The following is a 12106-nucleotide window of genomic DNA, read 5'->3' on the forward strand; positions in this document are numbered from 1 at the left end:
AACGAGGCGACGGCCAGGTGCCGGGGGCTAGTTCCGCGTTGCGCTAGCTGCGGAACGCGGGGTCCGTTCAAGCTGTTGCGTTGAGATTGAAAATCAACCATTCAGTCAAATACGGCCAACACGTGAAGGACCTGTGAAGTCGACCGCTGCACACGAAGGGCAAAACGCCGCGAGCGGTAGCCGTCAACCGTTGGCAGATTCTACCGCGAAAACGATAGCACCAGGCAACACAATCGAAGTATCAATGATCACGTAGATATCGAGGCGCCATGGACGAAGAGCTTGATTACCTATGGGAGACCCTGGGCCTCGAGATCACTGCTGACCTTTGGCCCGAACGGGACAAAATCCATCCCACTCTGCGCCCCGCCATCACGGTAATGCAGGCAAAATACCGCCGTGCATCCTTTTTGATCATGCGGATGTCATGGCACGCGGGACTCCCCGACCTTAAGCGAATCCAGGCAAGCCTCGTCGAGCTGTCCGGTATGCCGACCGTCATATCCGAGGCGCACCTGGAGCAGCGCCAGCGCGAGCGACTGCAACAGCAGCGGATCCCCTTTATCTGCCCCGGCGTTCAGGCATATCTGCCCTTTATGGACGAGGAGTACTGGAGCGGCAAGCCCAACAAGCACGTAAAGGTCTACGGTCCGCACGAATGGGCACAGCTCAAGGATTGAGCCGAGCGAGCCCGCCGATGGAAAACACGTCCCATCCTGAGCGCTCAAAACGGGTAACGCTTTCCGCAGCCGCTACAGCAATGCCTCGGCCCAAGCCGATTCCTTAAAGCCAGGAATCGCAAAGTCGTCGCCCACCAACAGCGGACGCTTGACCAGCATGCCGTCGGTTGCCAGCAGCTCGTAGCACTCCCGATCCGTCATGCCCGCATCCAGACGCGCCTTCAGGCCCAGCTCTCGATATTTCATGCCCGACGAATTAAAGAAGCGCCGCACCGGCAGCCCCGAACGAGCAATCCAGGTCGCAAGCTCATCAGCCGTGGGATTGTCCAAAACGATATCGCGGTCGATATACTCTACCCCGTGTTCGTCCAGCCATGTCTTGGCCTTCTTACAGGTCGAGCACTTGGGATATTCAACAAACAGTACGGTCATGGGAATCCTCCGAATATAGATCGGCCAACGCAGGCACACGCCATACGAGGCGCCTTCGCATGATGGGCCAATTGTAGCCCACGGGTCACACACTAAACGAACCGTACCCCGAATCCGCGTTTGATGAACGGCAGCAGCTCCATTGCCTCGGGCGTGATATGACCCGCAACGTTCATGCGCTCGTCACCGGGAAGATCGACCCGCGCAATCTCAAGCTCGCCTTCGTAGCGCCCATAGCCGCTATTGCTCACAGCGATCGACCCCATCTTTCGCGACAGGCCGGCACCGGCATCCATCGGCACGGAATCCGGTTTAAGCGTCGTGCGCGACTCCTGAGACCTAAAGATGAGGGTGCTCGAATCGGGCCGGTCGTGATGAATCTGCCCACGTACATAGGCATAACCAGACTCAAGCTCGCATTGCAGGTCCACGTATCCGGCGGAAACTTGAGCAAACTGCGCCCAGCCCGCATCGGAAAGATCGGGGTCGCCGACCAACACAATGTCGCAATCGGCGCCATGTGCGAGCTCAAGCATGTTGAGGGCAACCTTTGACGCGCGACCGCGCTGTGCCTCGACCGTCGGCAGCCCCTCGAATACCGGCCCGCGAACGTTGGCATCACCCGGCACAAAAGCCATGATTTCGAATCCAAGCGCCGCAAGACGAAGATTCACCCGAGCAATGTCCTCCAGAGCTAAACCGGTATAAGGCTTGGGGTAAAAATTGTGGCAGGCAGCAAAACGAGTCACATCGGCACCGGCCTCACGCCACGATGCGATTTCATCAGAACTCACCGTCGATGCATTGACCACAATGCGAAATACACCGGACAGCTCCGCGACCCGCTGGGCGCTAAAGCCATAGTCCAAACGAAGGTATTCCAACCCCAGATCGCGCAGGTCCTCGATGCGCTCAAGCCCGAGCAAATCGCACGTGCGCGGTCCCACATCGGCAATGAGCGCAATGCCGCGGGCGGAAAGCAGCGACAGCACATGACGGATCTTATCGGCATACGCCGCTCCCCCATCCTCGGGAATATGCAGTGAGGTAAACGCATAGCGCGCACCCGCCGCGGCACCGTGCCCAATCGTCCGCTCAATATCCTGCAGAGGGCTGGAAAGATAAATCGAAATACCCGTTTTCACGTTTCAACGCTCCTTTAAAAAAGCCGGCGGAGCAGTTAGCCCCGCCGGCACAACCATAGCATCAAGAAATCTGCCGCGCGCCGCGAGCCCTGAGCAACACGGCTCGCGATATCAAACTATTCGCCAAAGAACTCGTTGATCTTCTGCTCGTCGACGCCAAAGAACCACGTCAGGACAAAGCCGGCGGCATAGGCAAGCAGCATAGCGGCAACGTAGCCGAGCTGCTGGCCAGGAACGACGATCAGCAGGCCAAACAGACCGGAAACGCCCTGAGAAACCGTGCCGATGTGAAGCAGCGCCGCGAGCGCGCCGCCAAATCCGGCACCCAGGCAGGCCGTCACAAACGGACGAACGAGCGGCAGCGTAACGGCATACATCAGAGGCTCGCCCACACCCAGGATGCCAACGGGAATGGATTCTGCGACGTACTTCTTGAGCTTGGCGTTCTTGGTCTTAAAGTACAGCGCCAGACCGGCACCGACCTGACCGCCGCCAGCCATCATAAGGATGGGAAGCAGATAATTGATGCCCTTGGTAGCGCCGTCGGGATCGTTGAGCATAGCGTGGATCGGCGTGAGCGCTTGATGCAGGCCGACGGAAACCAGCGGCAAGAAGCCTGCCGACAGGATATAGCCGCCCAGGACGCCCAGCTTCTCGAAGATAAAGGTCAAAACGCTAAAGATGGCAGTCGTCAGCCATGCGCCGACCGGCTGGATGACGAGCATCAGAGCAAAGGCGCCGATGATGAGCACCAGCAGCGGGGACAAGAACGTGTCGAGTGCGTTGGGCATAACCTTGCGAATCTGACGCTCCATCCAGGCAAAAAATGCGCCAGCGATAAGAGCCGCGATCATACCGCCCGCTGCGGGGTTGTACTGCGCATTGGTGAGCGGCAGCAGGATGGCAGTGGCAGGATCAGCCGCGCCAGGCGCAAGCAGGGGCATGGCACTGTTGGCGATACACATCATGCCGGCGATGCCGCCCAGCGCAGCGGAGCCACCAAACTCACGTGCCGCGTTATAGCCCACCAAGATGGGCAGATAGGCAAACAGGGCCCAGCCCATGGAACGAATGCCCTGGTACCACCACTCGCCCGCAAGCGCACCTGCCGTCGAGACGTTAATGACGTTGCAGATACCGTTGATAAGGCCAGCCGCAATGATGCCGGGAAGCAGGGCGACGAAGACATTGGAAATCTTCTTGAGGAAAGCCTGAACCGGCTTGGACTCGTACTTGGCCTTCTGCGCGGCCTTGTTTGTGGCCGCAGCGTCGACCACGCTCTCGTCAGCAACGCCTTTCGCAAGGCCGGTGAGCTTGGAGAACTCCTCGAGCACCTTATTCACCTTGCCCGGCCCCAGCACGATCTGCATCGTGTCGTCCTCGACCAGACCCATCACGCCGTCGAGTGCCTTAATGCCCTCCGTGTCGACGCTGCCCGTGTCTTTGACGGTCACGCGCAGGCGCGTCATGCACGCCGCGTTTGCCAGCACGTTGTCTTTACCGCCCAAAAGGTCCAGCAGCTTTTGAGCCAGCTCTTTGTTCGTCATAACTCCTCCTTGTATTGGGTATCTCGTCTGGATGTCATATCAGCTCACGCCGCGCACCTATTGGGCATCGGCATTGCTCTTCTCATGGCCACTCACCGCAGCACGGACATGGCCTCGCGCTCGCTCAAGAGCTACCGCAGCCTGCTCGGCATCGCAGTCCAGCAGTACCGAGACAATAGCGGTTTTTACGTGGCCGCCGGCATCTGCAAGCGCCTGAATAGCGCACTCGCGCGTGCAGCCGGTCGCCTCCATCACGATGTTCTGGCCGCGCACCACCAACTTCTCGTTCGTCTGCTGCACATCGACCATCAGGTTTTGGTATACCTTGCCGATCTTGACCATGGCACCGGTCGAAATCATGTTGAGAATGAGCTTTTGAACCGTTCCCGCCTTGAGCCTCGTTGAGCCGGTCAGTACCTCGGGACCGGGCACGGGTTCAATGGCAAGATCTGCGCTCTCCCCGATCTTCGACCCTTGGTTGCAGGCAATTGCGATCGTCTTGCACCCAGTTGCCTTGGCGTACACAAGGCCGCCCACCACATAGGGAGTACGACCGCTTGCCGCCAGGCCAACGACAAGATCCTTGTCCGAGAGTCCACGCCCCCGCAGGTCGCTCGCACCAAGCTCCTCGCTGTCTTCGGCACCTTCGACAGCCTTGATAAACGCCGTCTCGCCTCCGGCAATGAGCCCGACAATCAGATCGGGTGACACGCCAAACGTGGGCGGACACTCCGAAGCATCGAGCACGCCCAAGCGGCCGCTGGTTCCAGCACCCATGTAAAAGACGCGTCCCCCGCACTCGAGCGCCTCAGCAGCCCAGTCGATTGCTGTGGCAACCTGGGGTAACACTTTTGTGACCGATTGGACGGCACGAAGATCCTCATCGTTCATCGTCGTGACGATCTGCAGCGACGTCATCGTGTCGAGATCCATCGTTCGCTGGTTTCGCTGTTCGGTCGTGAACTTCGTTAAATCGAGCATTCTATTCACCTCATCTTTCCTGTTTCACAATGTAATTTTGCTTAATGACATGCGTTGCCCGTTCGTAATCGCTTGCAACGTAAGCAGCGTACAGGGCGTCGACGACCATGAGTTGAGCCATACGCGAAGCCATGGCACCGCTGCGGACCAGCGGCTCACTCGCAGCGACGCCGAGCACGGCATCCGCCATGGTGGCGAGCTTGGACGAGCCATCCACTTTGGTTACGGCCACAACGGGACAGTTATGGCGTTGAGCCTCGGCGGTGCAGTCCAGCACCTCTTGCGTCAAGCCCGAGTAGCTAAAGGCGATTGCAATATCGCCCTCATGCATGTTCTTGGCACACAAGAGTTGGTCGTGCCAGTCGTCGTACAGATGGCACTCTTTGTCAACGCGCATGAGCTTTTGCGCCAGATCGTGCGCGACCAAACGAGAGGCACCGATACCAAACAGATTGACCGCGCGCGCCCGCTTAAGATAGGCCGCGCATCGCTCCAAGACGGTGTAATCGAGCGTTCGCGCCGTCGCTTCGATCGTTCGTACGTTGCTTTTCATCACCTTCCCCACGATTCGCTCGACGCTGTCATCCATGGAGATGTCCTCGAGGGCAACGTCTTTCTTGTCACCCAAGAGCGCAAGCTCGGCAATCAGCTCACGCTGGAACTCCTTATAGCCCGCAAAGCCCAAGCGTTTGCAAAAACGCAAAATGCTCGAGGGCGAGGAGAACGTGGCATCGGCAAGACCGCGGACGGACAGCCCGACCACCTCGTGCGGATGAGCGCTCACATATGCGATGACATTGCGCTCCGCTGGGCTCGCGCTGAGCTCTCGCTCTCGAAGCCGCAAAAGCAATCCGTTTGCCATCTCAAACACCTCCGTTGAGAAGAATTAAAGACCAACGAACCATTCGTACCGTGTTAGAACTTCTTTTGCGGTACATTGTGCCGCATCGTGGCGCACAAAGGGCGAGCGCTCTACCGCTCGCCCCTCAAATCCGACCGCTCGGAAATACGTGCGACACAAAATGATTCAACGAGTCAGCCCTATCAGAAACGGATTTGTTACCGGCTAGCGCCTCGCGTGGGCGCCGATGGGGCGCGTCGCGTGGTGTACCCATGCGGCGACCAGCAATACCAGCAGCATCGCGGTGACATAGCCCGCAGCGTCGAAGCCCAAGTCGATTATGTCGAAATGCCTGCCGGGAACAAAGATCTTATGCACCTGGTCGCCAACGGAGCAGGCAGCGCAAAAGAGAAACACGGGCACGCAACGGGAGCATACGCTCCACGGACGCCTGGAAAAGCAAACCACGACCACCGAGGCGAACAATCCGACGAAGAAAAACTCTACGGTATGGGCAACGCGACGGACGTTTGTGCCCACCCACATGCGAATGGAAGCAAGTCGGCCAGACCGGACATTCGAGGCAGCCGAATCGGTGCCCCCGGTCATTCCGTTCTCCGTCTGGGCTTCACCCGTGGCATCGGCAGCCTGAACGCCCGTAGCCCGGCCCTCCACCACACGCGCGGTGGACTCGCTCAGCAACGACGTCTCCACCGCATTTTGCTCCGTCAGCACCCAGATGCCCGCCAGCGTTGCAGCGAACAGAACAATCGCGGTCCATCCGATTATTTGTTTTACGCGCGCCAAGGGCCAACCTCCTTTTTTGAATATCAGCGAGTGTAGCCCCAAATGGCATCGTCACCGTATCAAAATTTGAATCGCAACAGGAAGCGACAAAGCGACGCAAACCCCTACCCCGCCTCGCGCATCCAGCGATCGAACGTCCCCACGCACACGCCCAGGCACTTTGCTGCCTGGCTGCGGGTAATATCGCCCGCCTCATAGCTATCGCGCACCAGCTCAAACTGAGGAGGGCATGGCTTGCGAGGTCGACCGAAACGGACCCCTCGCGCCCGCGCCGCTGCAATTCCCTCCGCCTGGCGCCGATGGATATTCTCGCGCTCCACCTGCGCCACGTAGCTCAGCAGTTGCAGCACAATATCGGCAATCAGGGTGTTGGTCACATCCGGCGCGCCGCTGGCCCTGACGCGCGTGTCAAGCAATGGCATGTCCAACACCACAATGGCAACCCCGAGCTCCTTGGTAATGCGTCGCCATTCCTCAAGAATCTCGGAGTAATTACGGCCAAGTCGGTCGATAGAAAGCACCACCAGCACGTCCCCGTCTCCCAGGACGTGCAGCAGCTCGCGATACCGCGGGCGGTCGAAGTCCTTGCCGCTCGCATGGTCGGCATAAATATTCGCCGAGCCCACGCCATAGGCGCCCAGCGCATCCAGCTGCCGGTTCAGATTCTGATCGCGCGAGCTCACCCGCGCATAACCGTACACCGTCGCCATCTCATCCCCGCTTTCTTGTAAACCTGCCAAAAAGGGACAGGTTTATTTTGGTAGGTTTTACCTCTCAAATAGCAGGTAAGCGGGCAGCCGAGCAGACGGCAAGGTAGTCACGATCCAAACGCGGAGGGCGGCCCCGAAAGACCGCCCTCCGTTCTCCCGCCACGAGTCGTGATTTGGCTAATGGATTAGCTTAAAGTCCAAGTGCCCGCGCGTGGTATTGACGCGCGAGACCTCGATGACCACGCGCTGCCCCAGCTCATAGCGGGTCCCCGTGTCGGCACCTGTGAGCGTGAGCGCGTCCTCGTCAAACTCGAACCACTCGTTGCCCAGGCTCTTAATTGAAACCAGGCCCTCGACCTGCGTCAGATCCAAGCGTACGAACAGGCCCATGCTGCTGACCCACGAGACCGTTCCGGCATAGCGCTCGCCCAGGCGATCCTCGTAGTACTGGGCAATCTTGATCTTTTGCGTCGCATGGCTGGCGGCATCGGCCGCACGCTCCGCATCGCTGCATGCACGGCAAATCTGCGGCAGAATGCGTGGCAGGGACTCGCGACCCTTACCGATGAGCCGGGGCGTGCGTGCCAAGGCGTCCTTGCCGCCCAGCTGCTCATAGGCCAGCTGCAGCTTGAGCACGCGGTGCACCACCAAATCGGGATAGCGGCGGATAGGACTCGTAAAGTGGCAGTAGCACGGAGCGGCAAGCGCAAAGTGGCCTTCGTTGCGCGGCTTGTACAGTGCGCGCTGCATGCTGCGCAACAGCAGCGTGTTGACAAGCGGCGCGTTGGCCGTGCCAGCCGCGGCGTCGACCGCAGCCTGCAGCTCATCGGGACTTCCCAGGGCAATACCAGCCGCACGGCGGTCGTCGATGATGCCCAGCTGCGCCAGCGCCACGGCGGCGCCGTGCAGGCTATCGGGACTGGGATCATCGTGCACGCGATAGCAAGCCTCAATGTCGCGGTCGGCCAGCCACTCGGCCACGCACTCGTTGGCGAGCAGCATGGCTTCCTCGATAAGCGACGTGGCACACGAACGCTCGCGCGCCACAATCTGCACGGGTACTCCGTCCTCATCCAATAGAGCGCGAATCTCGGCCGTGTCAAAATCGACTGAGCCGCGGACGCGACGAATACGACGGCGAAGTTCGGCGAGTTCGTTGGCGGCGACAAGGAAATTGCCGAGGTCGACGTTGCAGCCGCGGGCGGCCTTCTCGCACGCAAGACCGCGCTCAAGCGCCTCCTCGCGCGAGGCCTCAGCAGCCGCGACATCCTCGGCCGCACCCTCCAGCACCCCATACTCCACCGCGCCGGCACGCACCAGCAGCGCCTCGGCGCCGTCATAGTCCATACGCACACGCGAGCGAATCACGCTGGGGTACGGATCGTAATGCCGCACGCGACCCTGCGCATCGAGCTCAATGTCAACGGTAAACGCCAGACGGTCCTCGTCGGGACGAAGCGAGCACAGGTCGTTCGATAAGCGCTCGGGCAGCATGGGCAGCACTCGATCGGCCAGATACACCGATGTCGTGCGATGGCGCGCCTCAAGATCGATATGCCCGTCCCAAACCACATAGTGCGAGACATCGGCGATGTGGACGCCCAGCTTATAGCCGCCATCGGGCGTGCGCTCCAGCGAAATGGCATCGTCAAAGTCGCGAGCGTCGACCGGGTCGATCGTGATGATAAAGCGGTCGCGCAGATCGCGTCGGAGCGGATCTTTGAGCGCCGCGGTCACATCGAGCGAAAGGCCCTCGGCCTCGGCCAGCGCCGCCTCGGGATAGCTGTCGGTATAGCCATAGCGCGCCATTACGTATTGAACACCCAGATCGGGCGCGTCATCGCCGCCAATGCGGCGCTCGATGGTCACGGTGCCTGATTCAAGGCGCGTCGGATAGGTCAGAATGCGTGCGACCACAGCGTCACCGGGATGAACGCCCAGGCGCTCGGCCGAAGTGTCCTCGGGCAAAATGAAGAAATCGGCCTTGAGACGCGAATCGAGCGGCTCGATCACGCCGAGCGGACCGGCCATCTGGTACGTGCCCACCACACTGATGGCAGCGCGCTCGACGACCCCCTCAATCACGGCACGACGCTCACCATGCGGGCTGTTCTTAATGCTCACGGCGACGGTATCGCCATCCATGATCTCGCGCTTACCGCGGCCCATGACTTTATAGTCGCCGTTCTCGGTTATGACATAGGCGCTGTGCTCATGGAGCTGCACGCGTCCGGTCAGACTCGGGCGGCGCTCGCTGCGCACCGGTCCACGCTTGTTGCGGGCACCGCGCTTATGCTTGTTGTTGCGCCCCATGGCGCCTCCTTACTATCGATGACGAACTCCAAAGAGTCTACCCAAATGATTCGCTTTCCTGCCGTCCCCTAGGGATCAAAAAACGGGCCGCCCCATAAGAGACGACCCGTTGGAAGGGATGAATTCCAGGCATGCCTACACGCGCAGGTAGCGGCGCATGGCTATGGCAGAACCAAAGAGACCGATAATCACGCCGACCAGAATCAGCGCAGCATAGGTCACCAGGTAGTACTGCATCGGCAGGGCAAACGACATCCAGCCGATGCTCTCCTGCAGACGCGGAATCATCAGATTGCGCAGCAGCTCCAGAACGCCGATGGAAAGCAGCGAGCCCAAAATGGCCTGCAGTACGCCCTCGGTGATAAACGGGCCGCGAATGAAGCCGTTGCTGGCGCCGACCAGACGCATAATCGCAATCTCACGACGACGCGCCGTGATAGACAGGCGAATCGTGTTGTTGATGAAGATGAATGCGATAAAGGTCAGAAGGCCAACGAGCACCACGGCGGCGATGCGGATGTAGTTGGTCACCTGGAACAGGCGGCTCACTTCCTCCTGGCCGTACAGCACGCTCGCGTTGACGTCGCCGTCATCCGCGATCTTCTGGAAATCGGCATCCTTCTTGAGCTTCTCTGCCGTGCTCTCGACCTTGGACGGATCGTCCATCTCAATTGCAAACGAAGCCGGCAGCGGATTCTGGCCATCGAGCGCGCTCATGGTGGCGTCGGCGTTGCCCGACATCTTGCTCGTATACTCGGCCAGCGCGTCGTCCTTGTCCTTATAGGTCACGGACTTGACGTTATTCCACGTCTTAAGCTCGGCCTCAAAAGCCTGAACATCGGCCTGATCGGCGTCATCACTAATGAACGCGTTGATGACAACCTGATCCTCGACGGTGCCGATCACGGAGTTCAGCATCGCGGAGCCCATGATGAACAGGCCGATGATAAACAGCGAAAGGAAGATCGTGATGACGGCGCCGAGCGAGGTAGTCCAGTTACGGAAGAAGTGGCTGATTGCCTCTTTGAAGGAGTAGCCCACGTTAGTTGGTGCCATAGTTGCCGTAACCTCCCCTCTCCTGGTCGCGGATAACGTGGCCGCCCTCGAGGGCGATCACGCGACGGTGCATGCTATCGACCATCTCGCGGTCGTGCGTGGCGACGATCACGGTGGTGCCGGTGCGGTTAATACGCTCGAGCAGCTTCATGATGCCCAGCGAGATCGCCGGGTCGAGGTTGCCCGTCGGCTCGTCGCAAATCAGCAGCGGCGGACGGTTGACCATAGCGCGGGCGACGGCAACACGCTGCTGCTCGCCACCGGAAAGCTGGTCGGGCAGGGAGTCCATCTGATCGGCCAGACCGACCAGACGCAGCACCTCGGGCACCTGGCTGCGAATGACGCCCTTGGGCTTGCCGATGCACTGCAGGGCAAATGCCACGTTTTCGTAGGCGGTCTTTTGCGGCAGAAGCTTAAAGTCCTGGAACACGGCGCCAATCTGGCGGCGCAGGAACGGAACCTTACGGTTCTTAATCTTCATGAGGTCCTGACCGGCAACCAGGATGCGGCCGCTCGTCGGCTTGACGTCGCGGTTGAGCGTCGACAGCAGCGTGGTCTTACCCGAGCCGGAGTGACCGACCAGGAAGACGAACTCGCCCGGATAAATCTCGATGTTGATGTCGTCGAGTGCAGGCTTGTTGGGCTGTGCCGGATAGATCTTGGTGACATGCTCCATAAGGATAACGGGCTCGACACCGGCCTGCTTGGCCATCTTCTTGCGGCTGGCCTGCGGATCGATGGGCGCAAACACCGACGTAAAATCGGGGTTGTTGAGCGCGTTATCGAGGCTTGCGACCTCGGCGGCCTGATCGCTCTCGACCACCGGGGCAGCAGGCTGCGTGGGGTCGGGAATTGCGGCAAAGAGACCAGACTGCGCAGGCTGAGGAGCCGGCGTCGCAGGGGCCAAGGGGTCGGGAATGCCGGCCATGGTAGGCTGCGGCGTGGCGGCGCCAGCCTGAGGCTGCTCCACGCGAGCGGTCACGGCCTGAACGGGCTCAAAACCCGCCGCGCCGGAAAGCGCGACATCGCTGGTGGGATTGTAGGCAAAGGGATCGGATGCCGGCTGTGCCTGATCTGCCGGCTGAGCGGGGGCCTGAGCAACAGGCTGGCCCTCTGAATCCGGAGTGGCGAAACGACTGCCCTGGACGCCTGCCTGCGTCTTGGGGGCATCATCGCCCGCACCGGAGGTACGGAAGTGGTTACCCACTGGTGCTCCTTATCGTCGTGCGTTTAAACTACATGAGCGCTTTGTATTTTAGCAGCATTAGCTTTGCTGCACATAAGAAGCATGGCGTGCTTCTATTCCCACCGGTCGGGCACAGGGTTACCTCCCAAATCGTCCTCGGACATGTCGGGAGCCCCGCCACGCGCTTCGCGCTGCGGGGCTCCCTCCGTCCTGCGGAAAGATTTGGGAGGTAACCCTGTGCCCGGCCTGCGGCTACTATGGGGCCGGCGCATCCATCTTAAGGTGCTGCGCATACAAAGTTGGGAGGGTCTGAATTGCACTTTTCTGTTCTGGGCCCTTTTCCCTAATGGGGCCTTGCTTGACAGGGCTTCTTCATAAGTTGCGGTGAAATACGGACTGTTTTACCAG

11 protein-coding genes are annotated in these 12106 nt (G+C 60.0%); 1 reads left to right on the forward strand and 10 read right to left on the reverse strand.

Going from position 1 to position 12106, the window contains the following annotated elements:
- Positions 1–269: 269 nt before the first annotated feature.
- Positions 270–680 carry a hypothetical protein gene (locus I2D41_RS09200; RefSeq protein WP_117629499.1) on the forward strand — a complete coding sequence of 137 codons (411 nt, stop codon included), beginning with the start codon at positions 270–272 and terminating at the stop codon, positions 678–680.
- Positions 681–752: 72 nt separating this feature from the next.
- Here I2D41_RS09200 and I2D41_RS09205 read toward each other — a convergent pair whose 3' ends face one another.
- The 10 genes from I2D41_RS09205 to ftsE form a co-directional block, all read right to left on the reverse strand.
- A complete protein-coding gene (locus I2D41_RS09205; RefSeq protein ID WP_195364304.1) occupies positions 753–1112 on the reverse strand; it encodes an arsenate reductase family protein in 360 nt (119 codons plus the stop codon).
- Positions 1113–1204: 92 nt separating this feature from the next.
- Positions 1205–2257, reverse strand: a complete 1053-nt coding sequence (locus I2D41_RS10185; RefSeq protein ID WP_195364305.1) for a MupG family TIM beta-alpha barrel fold protein — start codon at positions 2255–2257, stop codon at positions 1205–1207.
- A gap of 116 nt (positions 2258–2373) precedes the next feature.
- Positions 2374–3804, reverse strand: a complete 1431-nt coding sequence (locus tag I2D41_RS09215) for a PTS transporter subunit EIIC (protein ID WP_117634809.1) — start codon at positions 3802–3804, stop codon at positions 2374–2376.
- Positions 3805–3861: 57 nt separating this feature from the next.
- On the reverse strand, positions 3862–4785 hold the full coding sequence (gene murQ / locus I2D41_RS09220; protein ID WP_195364306.1) for an N-acetylmuramic acid 6-phosphate etherase: 924 nt from the start codon (positions 4783–4785) through the stop codon (positions 3862–3864).
- 10 nt (positions 4786–4795) lie between these two features.
- On the reverse strand, positions 4796–5647 hold the full coding sequence (locus I2D41_RS09225; protein ID WP_195364307.1) for a MurR/RpiR family transcriptional regulator: 852 nt from the start codon (positions 5645–5647) through the stop codon (positions 4796–4798).
- 204 nt (positions 5648–5851) lie between these two features.
- Entirely contained in the window at positions 5852–6433 is a 582-nt protein-coding gene (locus tag I2D41_RS09230) for a VanZ family protein (RefSeq protein ID WP_195364308.1), read from the reverse strand.
- Between the two features lie 104 nt (positions 6434–6537).
- Positions 6538–7143, reverse strand: coding sequence for a recombinase family protein (locus tag I2D41_RS09235; RefSeq protein ID WP_035137411.1), 606 nt, complete (start codon positions 7141–7143; stop codon positions 6538–6540).
- A 177-nt stretch (positions 7144–7320) separates the two neighbouring features.
- Entirely contained in the window at positions 7321–9456 is a 2136-nt protein-coding gene (locus I2D41_RS09240) for a ribonuclease R family protein (protein ID WP_195364309.1), read from the reverse strand.
- 135 nt (positions 9457–9591) lie between these two features.
- Complete coding sequence (ftsX, locus tag I2D41_RS09245; protein ID WP_006235311.1) at positions 9592–10512, reverse strand: permease-like cell division protein FtsX; 921 nt, start codon at positions 10510–10512, stop codon at positions 9592–9594.
- Positions 10499–11719, reverse strand: a complete 1221-nt coding sequence (ftsE, locus tag I2D41_RS09250) for a cell division ATP-binding protein FtsE (RefSeq protein WP_271741691.1) — start codon at positions 11717–11719, stop codon at positions 10499–10501. The genes ftsX and ftsE overlap by 14 nt, the downstream gene beginning before the upstream one ends.
- Between the last annotated feature and the right edge of the window lie 387 nt (positions 11720–12106).

Source organism: Collinsella aerofaciens, from assembly GCF_015552075.1.
Lineage (GTDB): Bacteria > Actinomycetota > Coriobacteriia > Coriobacteriales > Coriobacteriaceae > Collinsella > Collinsella aerofaciens_Y.

Coding starts and splice junctions, on each gene's coding strand:
- I2D41_RS09215 (WP_117634809.1), bottom strand. CDS start 3,804: ATGACGAACAAAGAGCTGGCTCAAAAGCTGCTGGACCTTTTGGGCGGT.
- ftsX (WP_006235311.1), bottom strand. CDS start 10,512: ATGGCACCAACTAACGTGGGCTACTCCTTCAAAGAGGCAATCAGCCAC.
- I2D41_RS09225 (WP_195364307.1), bottom strand. CDS start 5,647: ATGGCAAACGGATTGCTTTTGCGGCTTCGAGAGCGAGAGCTCAGCGCG.
- I2D41_RS09200 (WP_117629499.1), top strand. CDS start 270: ATGGACGAAGAGCTTGATTACCTATGGGAGACCCTGGGCCTCGAGATC.
- I2D41_RS09240 (WP_195364309.1), bottom strand. CDS start 9,456: ATGGGGCGCAACAACAAGCATAAGCGCGGTGCCCGCAACAAGCGTGGA.
- I2D41_RS09205 (WP_195364304.1), bottom strand. CDS start 1,112: ATGACCGTACTGTTTGTTGAATATCCCAAGTGCTCGACCTGTAAGAAG.
- I2D41_RS09235 (WP_035137411.1), bottom strand. CDS start 7,143: ATGGCGACGGTGTACGGTTATGCGCGGGTGAGCTCGCGCGATCAGAAT.
- murQ (WP_195364306.1), bottom strand. CDS start 4,785: ATGCTCGATTTAACGAAGTTCACGACCGAACAGCGAAACCAGCGAACG.